This window comes from Allocoprobacillus halotolerans, assembly GCF_024399475.1.
GTDB classification, from domain to species: Bacteria; Bacillota_I; Bacilli_A; order Erysipelotrichales; family Coprobacillaceae; genus Allocoprobacillus; species Allocoprobacillus halotolerans.
The window spans coordinates 1929519-1947440 of sequence record NZ_CP101620.1 but is presented as its reverse complement, the minus strand read 5'-3'; the positions used below and the strand labels follow the sequence as shown (position 1 = coordinate 1947440).

Sequence of the window (17922 nt, the reverse complement as noted above, 5' to 3'; positions counted from 1 at the left end):
TACCCTTCAAAAAAGAATGCAAAAAACCGAAAGTCAAAATATTATAATGATATCCCACAACCATCAAACAGTCTGATACTATTAAAAATATACTCTTTTTTGTATTTTGAAGTTCTTTTTGCCACAATGATGAATCCATTATTCTTTTAATTGTTATTTTCATTTTCTAACTCCTTATTGAGATTAGACATACATACCAATGACTTTTGTGGAACACCTATATATTGACTAATGACTTCACATTTGACCATTAACAAAAAATAAATGTTGTGTTTTTCTTCACTCAAGCTTTCAAAATTCGCTTGCCCTTTTGCTATGACAATATCCACCTGTTGATAAATATCTAGAAATTCTTGACTGACACGTGATAAAACCGTTCCTAATGAGCCATCTCCATTAGAAATAATCGTTGCATATTGATCCATACCTACAAAATATGCATCTTCTAATATCGAATCATTAACAACGGGTTTTCCTCTAGTCGCAAAATAAATATGTAATTGTGGATAGAAAGCTTTGATTGTTTTGATAAAAAGTAAATCCATACAAATCTCACCACAATTATCTCCTAAATACAATAAAGAAGAACTGTTCTTTAAATCATCTTTCAATCTTTCTACATGATTAATAGCAAGCGATAACTGATGAACATTTTGAAAATATGTTGTGATATCCTGCTCAACATTTTGATGCATAGGACTAAAATCTATAATATTGCCCACAATCGCAGAAATTATTGCCTCTTCAAAAGAATGAATTTGCTTTTCTATTTGAGGCAACTGTTTTAAAAACAACTGATTATAATAAGTTCTTAATGACTGATAAGGATCATCATGATGTGTATACTCTTTCACTATCGCAAAAACTTCACCAATAATCTCAGGATTTGTTTTATCAAAATCAACTTGACTCATATATTGAAAGACTTGATGAAATAATGCATCCTGATTGAGACAGTTTGTCATTTTTGCCATTTTGACGACTTGATTCATCAAACATGGTAAACATTGTTTATTCATTTTCATATAGCTGATCACCTTCCTTACTTAGGATAACATATTGATTCTCTCTCAGTTTTTATTTCCAACTTTTGGAAATTGTTTATTTCTTTTTATGTAGCTTGCAAGAATCCAATCATTTAAACAATGAACCAAATAAGAATGATAACCATGCTTCGAATGAATCATAACGACTTCATCAATGTAATCCAAAGTCGCTACTTTTGGCTGACAAGTTATGACAACAATATGTGCCTGACTTTCTTTTAAAGCTTTTAAAATCCCATAATATCGTGAATAACCATTATCTAAAACATATTCTCCAGACATTGAATAAATAATAACCCAGCCTTGACTTTCACGTAGATATTCAATCTGTTTATGAATATCTAAAAAAGTGAAACATATTTTTTGATGAAACGCTAAATTATATTGAAGTTCTCTCGCATAATTTTCACTATTAAAAATTCCAAAGAGGGCAACTTCATGATTTTGAATAATATCAATCAAACACTCACCTTGTTGATAGTCAAAATGAGTTTAAAAATAATCAATATCTTCATGAAGATATTGTTGAAAAAAACGTTGTTCAACTCTTCTTTGTACCATTGAATGTCTTTGAGGATTGCCATGATAAGATAAAGATTCTTTAAAAGTAGAAAAAGATGAAAAACCAATATGACGAACAAAACGACTGATTTGTGAACATGAAACATGTAATGTATCAGCCATATCAACAATCGTCATATCTTGGACTTTCTCATCATTTTCTAATATATATTTCACAATTATTTTGTCAACAGATGATATTTGTGGATGTGCCATCCAATCTAAAAGTGACATCACAACTAAATTCATACAGATTGTTTAAACTCCTGATAAGCATTGATAAACGCTTCACTATTAAAAACATAAACATGACTTGTTTTTTGATGTTGAATCACGACATGATGCTTTGATTTTGTTTGAATAGATTGAATATTTTGATAAGGAATTAAAACAGGTAAAAAAGCAGCAATCTTCCATTCATAAATCATCATTTCATCATCAAACAATATAATCTTATATCTAGCACTCATTAATACCAAAGCAATCAAGCCCAGTAAAAAACAACCAATAGACTGCGCATAAGCCTTTTGCATATAGGCATAAAAACCAATCCCAATAAATAAAATAAATAACACAAGACACAATAAAAATGTTCTATACTCTTTAAATTTTTTCATTATTTTCATCACCATTAGTAGTTTATCATATTTTATAAAGAATGAAAACTTTAAACAAAAGATTATAAAAATTTATTAATTCTTAAGAAATATAACCTTTTAATTCTAATTAAGCTAAAAAAACAAGAATTTATTATCTAAATTTCAAAAATTATAATAATTTTTTATTAAAATGCTTGTTTTTTATTTATCATTGTATATAATAAGTTTCAAGGAGGATTCAAACTATGAAATATATTGATAGAGTATTAGAAGATGTAAAAGCAAAAAATGCTGATCAGCCTGAATTTATTCAAGCTGTCGAAGAAGTTTTAGAAAGCTTAGAACCTGTAATTGAAGCGCATCCTGAATATGAGGATATGGCAATTTTAGAAAGATTAGTAGAACCTGATAGAGCAATTATGTTTAAAGTGCCTTGGCAAGATGACCAAGGAAAAGTTCATGTGAACAGAGGATATCGTGTTCAATTCTCAAATGCAATTGGACCTTACAAAGGTGGTTTAAGATTACACCCATCTGTTAACTTAGGAATTATTAAATTCTTAGGTTTTGAACAAATCTTTAAGAATTCATTAACAACTTTACCAATCGGTGGTGCAAAAGGTGGTTCTGATTTTGATCCACAAGGAAAATCAGACAATGAAATTATGCGTTTCTGCCAATCATTTATGACTGAATTATATCGTCATATTGGACCTGATGTAGACGTTCCTGCTGGTGATATTGGTACAGGTGCAAGAGAAATTGGATATATGTATGGACAATACAAAAGAATCAGAGGTGCTTATGAAAATGGTGTCTTAACTGGTAAACCATTGCCTTATGGTGGTTCATTAATTAGACCTGAAGCAACTGGATTTGGTGCCGTTTATTATGGTAAAGAAGTATTAAGTCATTTCAATGATTCTTATGAAGGAAAAACAATTGCTTGTTCTGGATATGGAAACGTTGCTTGGGGTGTATGCTTAAAAGCAAGAGAATATGGCGCAAAAGTTGTATCTATTTCTGGTAGAGATGGTTATGTTTATGATTCTGAAGGTATTACAACTGATGAAAAGATTGATTTCTTATTACAAATCAGAGGATCAAATGATGTTAAATTGAAAGATTATGCTGAAAAATTCGGTTGTGAATTCCATGCTGGTGAAAAACCATGGGGATTAAAAGTTGATATGGCATTCCCATGTGCAACACAAAATGAAATTGGTTTAGAAGAAGCTAAACAATTAGTGGCTAATGGTGTCAAATATATTATTGAAGGTGCAAATATGCCTACAACACCTGAAGCTATCGCTTATTTCTTAGAAAATGGTGGAACATTAGGACCTGCTAAAGCAGCTAATGCTGGTGGAGTTGCTGTATCTGCATTAGAAATGGCTCAAAACTCTATGCGTTATAGCTGGACAGCTGAAGAAGTTGATCAAAAATTACATGATATTATGGTAGATATTCATAATTCTTCAGTCAAAGCGGCTGAAAAATATGGTTTAGGTTATGACTTAATCAAAGGGGCAAATATTGCTGGATTTGAAAAAGTTGTAGCTGCAATGATTTCTCAAGGAATCTATTAATACAAAATAAAGGTTGTTGGATGATTAAATCTAACAACCTTTTTTATTATTCATCACTCTTTAATAATATACACTAAACATAGTCCTTTAAATCAATAAGACATTTCTATTACGAAAAAAGGGTAAATTGTCCCTAAATTCGTAATGAACCTATTTATATAAATAAATTTTGGATAAAATCAATAATATTGATAAATCATCTTTTTCAATATCATTTGTCATAATTTGTTTTTATGAATACTGTCCATCGATTTTATTGTTGAATGATTATTTTTGATATAACATTAGTCATATATTCTATCTAAAGGAACAATTCATATCCATCATCTATTTTGATGGTCAAAAAAGAGCATTTTTATGCTCTTTATTCTTCAACTGGTAATTCTTTTAATGTTTCTTCACCAGTCACATATTTTAAGATTGCCATAGCAGCATCTTTAGGTCCTTGGTGTTCATTTCCTTTAATACCAAGACGTGTACGTAATTGACCTACTTTGACACCTTGTTTAAACATTCTTTTAAAATAATCTTGTAAAATAGGTTCTGTCTGTTCTCTTCTTTGAACCGGACCAAATGGATTAGCAAAATAACTTCCAACTAAACCATATTCTGTTGTTGTTCCTTTCGCCATACGATTTCCCGCTCTAAAGACTTTTAAAGCTTCATCAGGTGTTTCAAAGAAACTTAAGGCTTCACCTTCTTCATCATAGTTATTCGCATATAAGAATAAATCAACATCATGTTTTGCAACAACATCTTTATAATCTGTAATTGGAATAACAATACGTGCATTGACTTTATCAGGATTCATAAAGACAGATCTATCTAATTCCTTAAAGCTATATCCAGCATCCAAGTCATCCAATCTCACGAAAGCCCCAATTTCAGTTCCTGACGTTTTCACTTTGCCTTTATCACCTAAAGACAATAATCCCATATCATCATAAATAGTCTTTAAATCAGTAATATAAGCTTCTCCAAGAACTTTAATTTGTTCAATCGTTTCACTCTTTCCAGCACCACTATCTCCCATAACAACGATATTCTTTGTTTCGCCATTACGAAGTGTCATTTTCACCATAGCTCCATGAACTGGCAATTCTCTGTGATTAATCTTTTGTACATTATGCAAAGTTAAACACATTTTTTTCATATATCCAAAATAATCAAAATCATCACTTGCTGATAATAAAGCCACAATCATATCATTTGATTCATCTTGATAGAAAGCCTGATTCATTTCACCATCTTCATATCCATAAACATAAATCAAATCAGGTTTACGATTACGATATTCTGTTTCATCAGCTAAATCAAATAAGTTACATAAAGTCACACCTTGTGCCATGAATTTGGTATTAAAGTATACAAAACATAACAAATCTCCAACTTTAGCTGGATAACATAACCATGAATCAGCATCAAATTTCTTATCTTCAATTGGATTTGTTTTAATTTCTGGGAAAACACCATCACGTTTATTACGCTTAGAATAAGCAATAAATGGTGGATGAATAACAACAGATTCAATAAATGGAATTTCATCAAGATTACGATATTCATATGGTAAAAATGGACGCATATGAGTCACAGCTAAACCAGCATTGACACCAGCTGTAATCTGACGTAAAACTTTATCTTTCTTTCCAACCGCTGATTGAATAGAACGATAAACTTCTAACACCAATTCTTCAAATTCAGTTTGTGCATCAGCAAATTGCACATTTTGATAACCTGCTCTTTTTGTTTCATTAAAAACAATTGCATATCTTTGTAAACGACGCCAATATAAATAGACATCTTCCACTAAAGCAATAAACATATCACAATCTTTAAAATAAGCTTTCATTTGAGAACGCATTGCACAGACTTCTTCTACTGACATGACTAATAATAATTTAAAAACATCTCTTAAATCTTTTAATAAGTCTACATCATCATCTTGAATAGCATGAAGATATTCGTATACTGTTGTATCCGTTCTTTTTATATGTTTAATATATTTTTCTAAAACTTTCGCAAAAGACTCACTTTCTATTAATTGACAACGGCTTTGACAAAATTCTTCAGAAAAATTTAAAATTGCATTACCTCGTGTAATATTAAATTTATATGCCATATTTTCACCCTTTCCTTTGAGAGATGCTTTCCATCTTTCAAATATGAAACAATTCTATCAAAAAATCCCATCTTGACTACAAAAATCATAAAATTTATGAAATGATAGCGTTTTTATTTTCTATTTTTATATTATTTTCACTTTTTAACAATATTTTTTCTATAAAAGATACAGAAAGATATATATTTTTATGAGAAACATAAATATGTTGATTGTTTTTATTAACATTTATACAATCATTATTATATTTAATTTCATCCCTACCAAAATCAATATAATAAATTTCTTGATTGAATTGATAAACCATCGTATGCTTGCCATAATCAACATAGACTTTTGCATCTTCATCTTGAATAACAAACCAATTATATAAATCATTTAAAGATAAATAATATTGCTCATCTATTTGAAACCCTTTTAAATCAAAAGTATAAATCTTTTCATCTTGTTGATAGGTTCCAATATAGGTTGTGACTGTTCCTTGATATTCATAATAACGACTTCTTTTTGCATACATATAACTAATGATTCCAACAATCAATAAGAAAACAACAATAACCATAATAACACGTTTATATCTTAATTTTTTCATAATCCCTCCATCAAATAAAAAAGGTCTTATCAAAAGACCTTAAAAAAGACACGACCAACAACTTGATCATCAAAATCAATATATCCAATATTTCGTGAATCAACACTATGATTACGATTATCTCCCATGACAAATACCTTTCCTTCAGGAATATCATAAGAAAAATCCTCATTTTGTAACATCGGTTCCTGAATATAATCTTCATCCAATAATTGACCATTACGATAAAGCTGGTTATCTTTCATTTCCAGATGATCACCAGGCAATCCCACAATGCGTTTAATAATCTGATCTTCACCTTTGGCTACATGATATTTCACAACAACAATATCATTATAAGAAGGACTACCTCGTTTATAAAAGAATTTATCAACCAGAATGATATTACCATTATGGTAGGTTGGTTCCATAGAAGAACCAACAACTCTAGAAATTTGTATAAAATAAAGAACCCCCAGTGTTAACACGACTGTTATAATAATGACTTTGATATATTCAAATAAAGATTTTTTAAAATCGTTTTTTTCCATTTTTCTCGCCTCTGATGTATTATAGCATACTATTTTCCATCTTTTAAGCGTGTTCTTAATTTTGTCACAATTTTCTTTTCTAATCGTGATACCTGAACCTGTGAAATGCCTAAATACCTAGCGATTTTATCTTGATTATAATCAAGCTGATAACGCATATATATAATCATTTTTTCTTTATCATCCAGTTTTTCCATTTCCATTTCTAAAGCAATTTTTTCAAACCACATATCATCACTTTTATCAACCAGACGATCTTCAACACTGATAGTTGAACCATCTTTTTCATAAATTGGTTCATTTAATGATGTAGGATAGTAAGATGCATCAATAGCTTCAACAACTTCTTGTGGTTCAACACCAAGATATGTTGCGACATCTTCTATCGTTGGTTCTTGATTATTCTGGGTTTGAAGATAATCTTTAGCTTTAGTAATCTTGATATTCAATTCTTTTAAAGAACGGGAAACTTTGATTGTGCCATCATCTCTAAAATAACGTTTAATTTCACCCATGATAATTGGTACCGCATATGTTGAAAACTGTACCTGATAAGATGTATCAAAATGATTAATAGCTTTCATCAAACCAATACAACCAATTTGAAATAAATCCTCTTTATCATAATAACTATTCTTAAATCTATGCACAATCGACCATACCAAACCTAAGTTATCTTTTACAACTTGTTCTTTTGCCTGTTCATCCCCTAAACGGACTTTTTCTAAAAGATCTAATGTTTTAGATTGTGTCATGATCTTTGAGATTCTTTGTGATGATAAGTTTTGTTCCTATATTGATAACACTTTCTATCTCTAGACGATCAGCTAATGTCTCGATAATTGTTAATCCCATTCCTGCATGTTCAAGGTCTTTTGCAGTTGTATAAAAAGGTGTTTTCACCTCTTCTAAATTTTCAATCCCCTTACCATAATCTTGAACAGTCAATTGAATCTGTCGTCCTTCTATTTTCATTTTTATAACGACAAAACATTCACTATTTTGATTATATCCGTGAATAATCGCATTACTGACAGCTTCTGAAACAATTGTTTTCCATTCAATAATTTCATCAATTGTTGGGTTTAAAGGTGTTAAAAAGGTCGCTACAGTTGTTCTTGCGAAGTTTTCATTATCCAATATGGCACTGAAACTGACTTCCATTTGATTCATAGTGTCCCCTCCTTTAAACTTTCTATTGATTCATAATAAGGCATAATTTGAAACATACCTGTTAATTCAAATAAACGATAAGCAACGGGATTTAAGCCTGTTAAAATTAAAGTACGATGCTCGAACTTCAATTGATTATAACGACCTAAAACCAGCCCAATGCCTGAACTATCTATAAAAGACGTTTTCGTAAAATCAAAAATCACATCTTCTTCACTCTCATCAATCAAATCACTTAATTGTCCACGATAAACAGGTGCCATGACACTATCAATTTCACCATAAAAATGAACAATAAGCAGATGATTAGTCTTTTCAATTTCTATATAATTATCCATTTCTCTTCCTCCTTCGTAGGTATCATATACCAATTCATAATGAAAAAAATCGTTTCGCTAAAACTAGAACTTATTCAACAAAACTAGAATTTTTATGCAAAATAAAAAAATCCATCCCAAGATAGATTTTTAAATAAATTCTTTTAATTGTTGTACAACTTTCTCCCCAAAAGACAAAGCTTCAACATCGGTTTTAACTGTCACATCAAATGAACCAATATTAACACTTCCTCGCATTAATAATAAATGTCCGATTATTTCTCCTTTTTTAAGTGGTGGAACAAGATTGGTATAATTGATTTGATAAGTCACCTTTGTTGTATCATTTTTATCTTGAATATATTGAACATCTTCTTTGACAATGACTTCAACTTCAGGTACTTTTGCATGGTCAATTTTGATTTTTTCAATAACATCATTTTTTTGAAATAAGATCTTATTTTCATATAATGAGAATCCATAATCTAATAGTTGAGAAACTTCTTGGTTTCTGACTTTTGGATCACTTTCTTTTAAAACAATCCCAATCAATCTTAAACCATTACGTTTTGCTGTGGATACAATACAATATCCTGCCTCTTTGGTATAACCAGTTTTGAGTCCATCTGCACCTTGATAAGATTTTAATAATTTATTCGTATTGACAAGCCAGAATTGATGAGCTGTATCTTCACGAATATAGCTATCATATAATGATGTCGTCTGAAATAAACGCTCCCCACCTATTTCAATCAAATAAGCTGCCATTGTACCTAAATCTAAAGCGCAGGTATAATGTTCATCATCATGTAAACCTGTTGAATTCACAAAATGCGTATTCACAAGTTTGAGTTCTTTCGCTTTTTCATTCATCATCTTGACAAAGTTATCATTCGTTCCCGCAATGCGTTCTCCCACCATGACACAAGCATCATTAGCCGAAGCTATGCTAATGGCTTTAAACAAATCTTCAACATTCATTTTTTCGCCTTCTTCAAGATAAATCTGACTTCCTCCCATACTGGCAGCATAAGCACTACATGTTAATTCCTCATCCCATTTTAAACTCCCTTTTTCAATCGCTTCAAATAATAAAATCATTGTCATAATTTTTGTTGTAGAAGCAGGAAATAATTTTGTTTTTTCATTGTTTGCATAAAGAACTTGTCTAGACGAGGATTCCATCAAGAGCGAGGCTGAAGCATTAGGTGCAAGTTGAAGTTCAGTTGCATAAACTGGTGAAATAGAAATACATAATAAACAAACACATAAACAAATGAACCATTTTTTTATCATCAAAACACCTCTATTCATTATATGAATAAAAAAATGATTCAGTCCAATTTTCATTCGTTTTTAATCTGCTTTTTCTACTCTGAAAACACCTGATCATTTTTCAATATCATCTTTTTTTATTTCATTCTCTCATTCAAATCATTTTCTTTATAAAGATATTTCATTGTAAAATAAAAATATCTTTTCATTTTATACATACTTTGATTCAATAATTATTTTTTTGAGTTTCGGTAAAAAAATAAAAAACAGGTAAAAAGTTATTCACAAATTGCCTGTTTTGCTTTATTTATAAGGAAAATCAGCCTCTTAAATGTTATAATAATTTTAGATCAATAAACAAAATTTAGGAGGGATTTTCCATGAGTTATTTTACCACAGATCTATATGAAACGAAAAGAGAAATTGTCAATTTTTCTAATAAATTATCAGACAGTCTTGATAAACCTGCTGCCAAGTTTGTCATGGACATGATGTTTGGTCTTGCAAGAAGTCAAAGTGTTCTACTTAGCGATATTGCCAGAGCTCTTGATGAAAATATCAAGCTCAATTATACAATTGACAGATTATCCAATCATTTGGCTCAATTTGATGATGAAGCAATGAACCAAATGAAATCCAATTATAATGATATGGTTATCAAGCATCTTAGCGAAGACAGGATCATTTTACTTGATAACAGTGAAATCATCAAAAAATATGGAAGAAAATTTGAAGATCTTTGTATGGTCAGGGATGCTTCCTCACTTAAGGATGACATTTATCCTGGATACCATGTATGTGAGGCAACTGCCCTCACACAGGATCAACATCATCCAATATCTTTGTATAGCCATATCTATTCAACTGAAAGTGAAGGATTCAAGTCAATGAACGATGAAACAATAAAGAGCATAAAATATGTCAAATCTCTCATTCCTGAAAGATGTACATTTGTATGTGACAGAGGATATGATGCCAATGTATTTTATGATTACTTCATAGATGAAAATCATAATGCAGATGATTTCATCATCAGACTCAAAGAAAATAGAACATTATTGTTTAAAGGGAAGCCAAAGAAAGTAGGAGAAATCGCCAAAAGAAGAAAAGGCAAGATTAAGATGAACATGTATTTTTCTAAGGAAGACAGTGAAGTCTATGTATCACATACGAGAGTGGAACTGCCATCACAAAAGGGAAGGATATTAAATCTAGTCATTGTGTATGGATTAAGTGAAGAAAAACCGATGATGCTTTTAACGAATAGAGAGATCAGGAATAAAAGAGATGTGCATAAGATAGTGAGGGCATATATGTCAAGGTGGCGAATCGAGGAGAAATTCAGATTCAAAAAGAATCAGTATGGTTTTGAAAATATAAGAGTAAGGACAATGAAATCAATAAATGTATTGAATACGATATTGATGATGCATATAGGGCATATAACACTGTTGGCAGAGAAAGTAGACAAGAAATTACTGGTCATAAAGATGATAGAGAGAAGCAAATCGCTTAAAGGAAAGAGATATTACTGGTGCTATCAGATCAGTAAAGGGATACAGGAAATATTAAAATATGCACAAAAGGGAATCAAGGAGTTTCAAAATATAAGAGAGAAGCAGGAATACAGGCAGCTACAACTGAAACTATAAAATGAACATATAGTAAATAATAAAAAAGGTCATGAAAATGACACTTTTTCAGCTACAATAAAAAGAGAACAAAAACAAAAAAGATGATATAGATAAGAAAACAAGGGTTATGACAATAAACAACAAGACATACCCTTCAAAAAAGAATGCAAAAAACCGAAAGTCAAAATTATTTTATAGATAAAAAATCAAAAAATGATATACTATGATAGGTAGAGTCAAAAATCTATGAAAGTTTTACTCTTTGCAACTTTACAAAGTGTACGATGACTCTGGCAGGATGCATTTATTTGAAAATCTTTCTTTGTCTTTTTCCAAAATTTACGGACTGCCATCTTTCCAATAAAAAAGCCCATTTTTGGGCGCAATGAGGGTATCGTTTCTCACGTCATTTTTTTAAAAATGGTGAACTTTCTATGCTGCGTGATATTGTGAGCTGTACTCGATAAGTTGCAGCCATCTGTCAGGCATAAGCATATCCTTTTTGAACAGACCGTCATCAACAGGCGTCTTATAGTTCAGTGCTGAATGCCTTCTTAAGAAATTGAAGAAGCATACAAACAGGACCATATAACTATTTGCACATTCAAGCCTGTCATAGCCATTTGTTCCCTGATAGTTTTGCTTGTATGTCCTGTTGAGGCGCTCCTCAATCTGCTTGAAAGGTCTGTATTTCTGTGATTCCTCATCAAGATTCTTTACACCGATGACCTGATGCAAGTCAAACTTGATTCCATTGATTTCAAAGAAAACCTGTGCTGCATTATAGATTGGATTCCCATCTGTTATAAGAGTCATGTCATCTGGGATTTCACTGTAATGACTTAGACACTCATAAATAGATGTACAGGCACATTTTGTATCTCTTACGGGATAAATTGTGTAAGAAGTGATGATCTTTGTCTTGGGATCAGACCAGAAGAACACGTAATGATTCTTGCCTCTTATCTTAATATAGGTTTCATCGCCGAACAATATGGAGCCAAGCCTGTATGGATACCTGTCAACAAGAGGCTTGACCAGACGTGATACAGTTGTCGCATAGTTGATGACTGTCTGGTGTGATATTTTAAAGCCATGGACTTCCCTGATGATCAGTGCAGTCTTTCTTGAAGAAAGACCATAGTTGACGTAATAGGTCAATGCCAATCCAAGGATTCTGTGATCAAAATGAATTCTTGAAAGATTGACAGGAGTTGTGATGTTTTCTTCAGCCTTTTTAAGACTGTCAAGATTGAACTTGAAGTCACGATAGTGATAGCGAAGCCTGTACTGATTGCTTGAAGTCAGAAGGTGTTCTCCCTTTCCTTCATCGACAAGCTTTTTGTTTTTGATGTAATAGGGGCATTTCATGCTTGGGCATACAAAAACAAGATATCCCTGGCGGTCGTGCTTCATATCAAGCTTTTTGCCACAATGAGGACAGAAGATGCCCGTTTCACCGGAAAGAGAGATCTTCAGGGAAAATGTCTGGCAGCATACCTTGCACATGAATTGACCGCGACTATTGTTGTCATAGATATATTCATGAGGAGCACCACAAAAAGGGCAGACACCCTTAAAGTCAAAATTATTGTTTCTTCTGTTGACAGGCTTGATAGGACGACCATCCTTTAATGCATTTCTAAGAATATCTTCAAAACTCAGCTGAACAGGTGCTTCCTTTTTGAAGACAGGAGGCTCGTCAATTTTAAAGTCGGCATAAGGAATGGTATGATCATTCTTATTGGATTTCTTTAATTTCTTAAACTCTTTTTTAAGAGTGGGATTGATGTATTTATCAAAGAAATCAATCATCCAGTCGAGATGGATTGTCACCTGCTCAAGGTGATAAATAAAATCAGAGGAATTAAGATGATACTCAACAGAATGAGGGATAGACTTTATCAACTGAAAGAAATCAATATATTTGGAAAACTTAAAGTTAGATTTAGAAAAAGAATTTAAATTATTTAAGATATGTGTTATAGTACCTGACTTTGGTATCCAACATTAAAATATAGTGAGACTTTCATTGAAAAACAGTAGTAATCTTTTAAGTGATTGCTACTGCTTTTTTATATTTTGTACCTGAATATTTGTTTTACTTGCCTTTCTGTCAAGTAATAATTTGTTAACGGTAATTTTGTCATTTGCTCAAAGTCTTTTATGAACTTGCTTGATGTTGTTACGTTGATATATTTACTTTCTCCCTTGACTATCTTAAAACTTTTTACAAATTTCATAATTTCCTGTGTACTATATTTATTGTTCAAGATTTTGAATTGGAATATTCTTTCCAATAATACTGCCAGGTAACATATCAAAAAATGTCCCTTTATACTGTTTTCTTTTTGAAGGAATACTGGTCTGGCATCCAAATCGGATTTCATTATTCTAAATGATTCTTCTATCCTCCATAAATTGTGATAGGTATTGTAGATGTCTGTTGACTTCATATTTGTTTCTGATGTGATCAATAAATTATAACCTGCCAGTTCAAGTTCTTTTTCTATGATGTCTTCATTGATTGTTGCCTTTGCTTTTTCTCCATTTTCATTAGTGAAATTAACGTATTTTCCTAGATCTCCATATTCGGCTCTTTTTGCCTGACTGTAACATAGGCTTCTTGCCTTTTCAACCTGTTTGCTGATTTCATATCTTTTTTTAGATGCAAGCTTTGGATTATAAGTCACTACTCGTTTCTCAGTAAAATATATAGTCTTCTTTTTCCCATCAATTTCTATATGATAAGGAAATTTGTCAATGCATGACTTATATCTGTATAATAATGTACCATTATCATTTTTTATTTCTTTCCAGTCTTCATTATTCAACAATACCCATATCTTTTCTTTTTCAGGGAGAGTCTTGACAGATTTGGAGAATAAATAGCCATCTCCATTTTCTTTAGAAAAAGCAATGTTTTGAGTGCAGTTCAATCCCTTGTCAGCTACATGTATAGTTTTTCCTGAAATTTGGTTTTTCTTTTTAAGATCATGAATCACATCTCTTAAGACTGGCTTTTCACTTTCATTACCAGGAAACAGCTTCATGCCAATAGGGATTTGATTGGCATCGAGCAATAGCCCCAAACTCACAATAGGGTCTTTTCTGTTTTCTTTTGATGGCCCCTTTCTTCTAAAATCATCTTCCTTGTCGATTTCAAAATAGAAATTGGTACAATCAAAATAAGTCTTTGAAGTATTGATATGATAGACTTTCTTCATCTGCTCATTAAAAATCTCGATGAACTTGCCGTAATCATTGCCCATGAAGGCAAGACCGTCTAAAAGTTGGTCATAAGAAAAATGGACAGGATCCTTCAGCTGGGGAAGAACCTCGTGAAAAGTCTTATGCTTACTGCAGGGATTCACAAGTCGGGCAAAAACAAGAGAGGAAAGCAATTCATACAGATCGAATTCAAAGGAATTGGAAATATTGAAATAGTCAACAAACTTTTTGATGTTCATTTTATTCAATAAAGAAACAAAAGGAAAATATCCTAAATAAAGTTCAGGAGATGATTCAGAAATTTTGAGAGCCTGACTGTTAGAAATTTCATCATTAAGAGCATCGACTTCTTTTTGGAAATGAGCGATAGGATCCTCGATTCCTTTGGCTTTCCAAGATTCGACAGAAGCGAGAGATTTAAAGGTGCGATGAGCTCCGCAGCGTTTTTGAGGGGAATAGTAACTTTCCACGATAGAAAGATAAGTACGCCCATTACGATGAGTTTTTTTAAGAAAATAAGCCATAAATAACCTCCATAATAGATATCACTAGTATCACTATATAAATTATAACATAAAAAATAAATAAAAAAAAGATAAAAAACAAAAAAAGCCGATAAAATCGGCGTAATATGATATTTGATGAAAAAGGATTACTAAAAAATATAGTGAGAACTCCTAAAGACGGGGATAGACTTTATCAACTGAAAGAAATCAATATATTTGGAAAACTTAAAGTTAGATTTAGAAAAAGAATTTAAATTATTTAAGATATGTGTTATAGTATTCATGTGAAATATCCTTTCGTTAGATTTTGTGTAAAGAATACTATAACATGGATATTTCACTTTTTTAATACAAATTTTAGAGAAATAGTAAAAAAATAAGAATACAAATTATTATTAAAATAGAACAAATAAAACAAATCAAGAGTAGTGCATTTGTGTTGTCATATAGCAACTTTTGACACTACCCTATGATAAAGGAGGTTAGCTATATGGATTATAAAAAAATGATTGTTGATGGTATAACATATAATCTCATTACTGATGAAGAACTTGAAAAAATTAAACATATAGAATTTTTTAAAAATGAGAGTAAACGAATCTTTAACGATGTAGAATCCACCTCTATTTCATTTGATACATTTGAGGAAAGGTTCAAAAAAGATATGGATTATAAAATTAGAATTTCAGATTATACAGAAGAAAAAATCTATTCAATTGCTGATTACTAGTTTGAAAAATTTGGTAATAATCATTTTATAAAATTATTTTATGATGAACTTACTTATATAAAGACATTATTAAAAAGACAATCCAAAGATGTTCAATCTTTACGATTATGAAAATAAAATTTATAAGATAGAAATGATGTCAATAAAATACAATCTTTATTACATGATAAAAGAAGATATTATCATGATAATCAATATTAAAAGTTTCAAAGAAAAACAATTGTACGTATACCCAAAACAGGGAGAAAACAATAATTTTTATTCCTGTTTTTATATATTGTATGCACATTTATATATTGTTTCCAATAACTTAAAATCATATTCAAAAGATAACTAAATATCTGTCTTTTTATATTAATATTTATGATATAGCTTGTTTTAGAACAATGCCTATACTCCTTAATAAATCTTTTTTATGCTATTCATTATATGAATAAAAAGGTGTTTCATTTCAATTTTTATTTTTAATCTGCTTTTTCTACTTTGATAACACCTGATAATTTTTCAATATCATCTTTACCAGAAATACATTCTCCCAGTTCATACAACTGACTTCCCATTCCATAATCTTTATAAAACATAACGACATCACCCCATGGTACATAATAACAAAGTGTTCCTTTTTTCGCATCAGCAAGTGGCGTATTCGTCGTATTCAATTTTTCAGGATAAAACATCTTTTCATTATCACTAAAATTTTCTACATTGACTTCTAATGGTAATTGATTGTATAAATCTTGTGATGCCTGGCTGTCATTTAATTCAAAAAGAATTGTAATATGATGATTTATTATTGAAATTTGTCTTTTCATATTGTGAGTATCCTCCTTATGTATATCTTGTATTTCTTCTTGTTTATTGACTTTTTGATGATTTACAATAATCAAATAAGTTGTTATCAAAAGTATAAATATTGCTGTAACTATAAAAATCTTTCGTCCATTTTTCAATTGATCCACTCCTCTCAATATATTTATATAACGCATCACTAAAAATGTCTAATACTTATATAATATCATTTCCCATAGCTAAAAAGCATACCTTAAGATAAATAAAAACACTTTTATCGACATCCATAAAAGTGTTTTGCTTATAAATCCAATGATAACTGTATATTTTTATCACTTTTTTGTTTTGCTTGTTTAACCACATCATCATGATGGACATGTCCAATCAATAATGGGGAAAAAGGATCATGGCGACGATAATTCTGCCATACTTGCTGCTTATTTTCATTAGCATAACAATATAAACATCCATGTGGACATGTATTATATTCACCAATATCACGACTTGGATAACAATGGCAATACTTTCTTAATGATTTGGATGATGGTATAACCATATCATAGCCAATTATTTCTTTTAAAAGCTGTGGGGTTAAACAACTTCGATTAATAACACCATACTTAGAAAAATCATAAGGTTCCCCGCACATTTGTAGTTCAAACTGATATTTTTTCGCAATTTCTACAAATGCTTTGATAATGATTTGTTGATCTTTGAAAGAAACTTCCTGAATCCCAGGGAAGTTTCTTTTTGTTTTTTGATATAAATCAATAAAACTTAAAACACAGCGATGACTATATCCTTGTAACTTTGATAAAATATCTTCAAAATAAAATATGTGCTTTTCAATCGTATAGTCCTCATTTAAAAAGATTGGATCATAACGAATACCAATTGCCTGATGTCCGACTTTTAAGGATAATTGTTGAACATCTTGAATAACTTGATCGTAATGAGGAACAAATGGCTCAATACACTGATCATAAGGTGTGATTGTTATATAGAAGAAAGAAGGATAAGACGAAAGTTCTTCTAAACGTGTCAAAAGTGGATGAGGGTTTTTCGTACAAAAAACAATACCATCTATGATATCTTGATTAATCAGATATTTAGAAACTTGTGTTGGATAATAAGGATTCCTAACATAAACATATCCTTCTTTAATGCGTTGAAATAACCAATCGCTATAAAAAGCAACAATGTCACTGCGACCACTGATATTTAAAATCAT

18 protein-coding genes are annotated in these 17922 nt (G+C 30.8%); 3 read left to right on the top strand and 15 right to left on the bottom strand.

The features are described from left to right. Positions 1-146: 146 nt before the first annotated feature. The 4 genes from NMU03_RS11440 to NMU03_RS11425 are packed head-to-tail and all read right to left on the bottom strand — an operon-like array spanning position 147 to position 2224. Positions 147-1025 carry a damage-control phosphatase ARMT1 family protein gene (locus tag NMU03_RS11440; RefSeq protein ID WP_290138489.1) on the bottom strand — a complete coding sequence of 293 codons (879 nt, stop codon included), beginning with the start codon at positions 1023-1025 and terminating at the stop codon, positions 147-149. A gap of 45 nt (positions 1026-1070) precedes the next feature. Then, positions 1071-1508, bottom strand: coding sequence for a phosphoheptose isomerase family protein (locus tag NMU03_RS11435; RefSeq protein WP_290138488.1), 438 nt, complete (start codon positions 1506-1508; stop codon positions 1071-1073). A gap of 30 nt (positions 1509-1538) precedes the next feature. Then, the gene (locus NMU03_RS11430) at positions 1539-1856 is read right to left on the bottom strand and encodes a MurR/RpiR family transcriptional regulator (protein ID WP_290138485.1); all 318 of its coding nucleotides are present in this window, start codon (positions 1854-1856) and stop codon (positions 1539-1541) included. After that, positions 1853-2224, bottom strand: coding sequence for a hypothetical protein (locus tag NMU03_RS11425; RefSeq protein ID WP_290138484.1), 372 nt, complete (start codon positions 2222-2224; stop codon positions 1853-1855). Before NMU03_RS11425 ends, NMU03_RS11430 begins: the two co-directional genes overlap by 4 nt. A 227-nt stretch (positions 2225-2451) precedes the next feature. Between NMU03_RS11425 and gdhA the strand changes: the two genes are divergently transcribed. Continuing rightward, complete coding sequence (gene gdhA, locus NMU03_RS11420) at positions 2452-3795, top strand: NADP-specific glutamate dehydrogenase (RefSeq protein WP_290138483.1); 1344 nt, start codon at positions 2452-2454, stop codon at positions 3793-3795. 364 nt (positions 3796-4159) lie between these two features. Here gdhA and NMU03_RS11415 read toward each other — a convergent pair whose 3' ends face one another. From NMU03_RS11415 to NMU03_RS11385, 7 genes are all read right to left on the bottom strand, one after another. Continuing rightward, positions 4160-5914 carry a phosphoenolpyruvate carboxykinase gene (locus NMU03_RS11415; RefSeq protein ID WP_290138481.1) on the bottom strand — a complete coding sequence of 585 codons (1755 nt, stop codon included), beginning with the start codon at positions 5912-5914 and terminating at the stop codon, positions 4160-4162. A 94-nt stretch (positions 5915-6008) separates the two neighbouring features. Next, positions 6009-6506: a hypothetical protein gene (locus NMU03_RS11410; RefSeq protein WP_290138480.1), complete on the bottom strand. Its 498-nt coding sequence runs from the start codon at positions 6504-6506 to the stop codon at positions 6009-6011. A gap of 29 nt (positions 6507-6535) precedes the next feature. After that, positions 6536-7036, bottom strand: a complete 501-nt coding sequence (gene lepB, locus NMU03_RS11405; protein ID WP_290138478.1) for a signal peptidase I — start codon at positions 7034-7036, stop codon at positions 6536-6538. 29 nt (positions 7037-7065) lie between these two features. Continuing rightward, a complete protein-coding gene (locus NMU03_RS11400; protein ID WP_290138476.1) occupies positions 7066-7791 on the bottom strand; it encodes a SigB/SigF/SigG family RNA polymerase sigma factor in 726 nt (241 codons plus the stop codon). Continuing rightward, positions 7778-8209, bottom strand: a complete 432-nt coding sequence (gene spoIIAB / locus NMU03_RS11395) for an anti-sigma F factor (RefSeq protein WP_290138474.1) — start codon at positions 8207-8209, stop codon at positions 7778-7780. Before spoIIAB ends, NMU03_RS11400 begins: the two co-directional genes overlap by 14 nt. Next, positions 8206-8547 carry an STAS domain-containing protein gene (locus NMU03_RS11390; protein WP_290138472.1) on the bottom strand — a complete coding sequence of 114 codons (342 nt, stop codon included), beginning with the start codon at positions 8545-8547 and terminating at the stop codon, positions 8206-8208. The genes spoIIAB and NMU03_RS11390 overlap by 4 nt, the downstream gene beginning before the upstream one ends. 129 nt (positions 8548-8676) lie before the next feature. Further along, positions 8677-9822, bottom strand: coding sequence for a D-alanyl-D-alanine carboxypeptidase family protein (locus NMU03_RS11385; RefSeq protein ID WP_290138469.1), 1146 nt, complete (start codon positions 9820-9822; stop codon positions 8677-8679). A 359-nt stretch (positions 9823-10181) separates the two neighbouring features. Between NMU03_RS11385 and NMU03_RS11380 the strand changes: the two genes are divergently transcribed. After that, the gene (locus NMU03_RS11380; protein WP_290138468.1) at positions 10182-11453 is read left to right on the top strand and encodes a transposase; all 1272 of its coding nucleotides are present in this window, start codon (positions 10182-10184) and stop codon (positions 11451-11453) included. 414 nt (positions 11454-11867) lie between these two features. On the opposite strand, the gene NMU03_RS11375 is transcribed toward NMU03_RS11380, so the two are convergent. Together NMU03_RS11375 and NMU03_RS11370 are read right to left on the bottom strand one after the other, a co-directional pair. Then, positions 11868-13343, bottom strand: coding sequence for a DDE-type integrase/transposase/recombinase (locus NMU03_RS11375; RefSeq protein ID WP_290138467.1), 1476 nt, complete (start codon positions 13341-13343; stop codon positions 11868-11870). Between the two features lie 167 nt (positions 13344-13510). Further along, complete coding sequence (locus NMU03_RS11370) at positions 13511-15190, bottom strand: IS1634 family transposase (RefSeq protein ID WP_290138466.1); 1680 nt, start codon at positions 15188-15190, stop codon at positions 13511-13513. A 472-nt stretch (positions 15191-15662) separates the two neighbouring features. Between NMU03_RS11370 and NMU03_RS11365 the strand changes: the two genes are divergently transcribed. Continuing rightward, on the top strand, positions 15663-15902 hold the full coding sequence (locus tag NMU03_RS11365; protein ID WP_290138464.1) for a hypothetical protein: 240 nt from the start codon (positions 15663-15665) through the stop codon (positions 15900-15902). Positions 15903-16366: 464 nt separating this feature from the next. Here NMU03_RS11365 and NMU03_RS11360 read toward each other — a convergent pair whose 3' ends face one another. Further along, positions 16367-16852, bottom strand: coding sequence for a cyclophilin-like fold protein (locus NMU03_RS11360; RefSeq protein WP_290138463.1), 486 nt, complete (start codon positions 16850-16852; stop codon positions 16367-16369). Between the two features lie 140 nt (positions 16853-16992). Next, positions 16993-17922, bottom strand: coding sequence for a DUF1848 domain-containing protein (locus tag NMU03_RS11355; protein WP_290138461.1), 930 nt, complete (start codon positions 17920-17922; stop codon positions 16993-16995).

Bases quoted from the DNA above. Each gene is read 5' to 3' on its own strand.
- NMU03_RS11440 (WP_290138489.1), bottom strand. From the start codon at position 1,025: ATGAAAATGAATAAACAATGTTTACCATGTTTGATGAATCAAGTCGTC.
- NMU03_RS11430 (WP_290138485.1), bottom strand. From the start codon at position 1,856: ATGAATTTAGTTGTGATGTCACTTTTAGATTGGATGGCACATCCACAA.
- NMU03_RS11425 (WP_290138484.1), bottom strand. From the start codon at position 2,224: ATGAAAAAATTTAAAGAGTATAGAACATTTTTATTGTGTCTTGTGTTA.
- gdhA (WP_290138483.1), top strand. From the start codon at position 2,452: ATGAAATATATTGATAGAGTATTAGAAGATGTAAAAGCAAAAAATGCT.
- NMU03_RS11415 (WP_290138481.1), bottom strand. From the start codon at position 5,914: ATGGCATATAAATTTAATATTACACGAGGTAATGCAATTTTAAATTTT.
- NMU03_RS11410 (WP_290138480.1), bottom strand. From the start codon at position 6,506: ATGAAAAAATTAAGATATAAACGTGTTATTATGGTTATTGTTGTTTTC.
- lepB (WP_290138478.1), bottom strand. From the start codon at position 7,036: ATGGAAAAAAACGATTTTAAAAAATCTTTATTTGAATATATCAAAGTC.
- NMU03_RS11400 (WP_290138476.1), bottom strand. From the start codon at position 7,791: ATGACACAATCTAAAACATTAGATCTTTTAGAAAAAGTCCGTTTAGGG.
- spoIIAB (WP_290138474.1), bottom strand. From the start codon at position 8,209: ATGAATCAAATGGAAGTCAGTTTCAGTGCCATATTGGATAATGAAAAC.
- NMU03_RS11390 (WP_290138472.1), bottom strand. From the start codon at position 8,547: ATGGATAATTATATAGAAATTGAAAAGACTAATCATCTGCTTATTGTT.
- NMU03_RS11385 (WP_290138469.1), bottom strand. From the start codon at position 9,822: ATGATAAAAAAATGGTTCATTTGTTTATGTGTTTGTTTATTATGTATT.
- NMU03_RS11380 (WP_290138468.1), top strand. From the start codon at position 10,182: ATGAGTTATTTTACCACAGATCTATATGAAACGAAAAGAGAAATTGTC.
- NMU03_RS11370 (WP_290138466.1), bottom strand. From the start codon at position 15,190: ATGGCTTATTTTCTTAAAAAAACTCATCGTAATGGGCGTACTTATCTT.
- NMU03_RS11365 (WP_290138464.1), top strand. From the start codon at position 15,663: ATGGATTATAAAAAAATGATTGTTGATGGTATAACATATAATCTCATT.
- NMU03_RS11355 (WP_290138461.1), bottom strand. From the start codon at position 17,922: ATGATTTTAAATATCAGTGGTCGCAGTGACATTGTTGCTTTTTATAGC.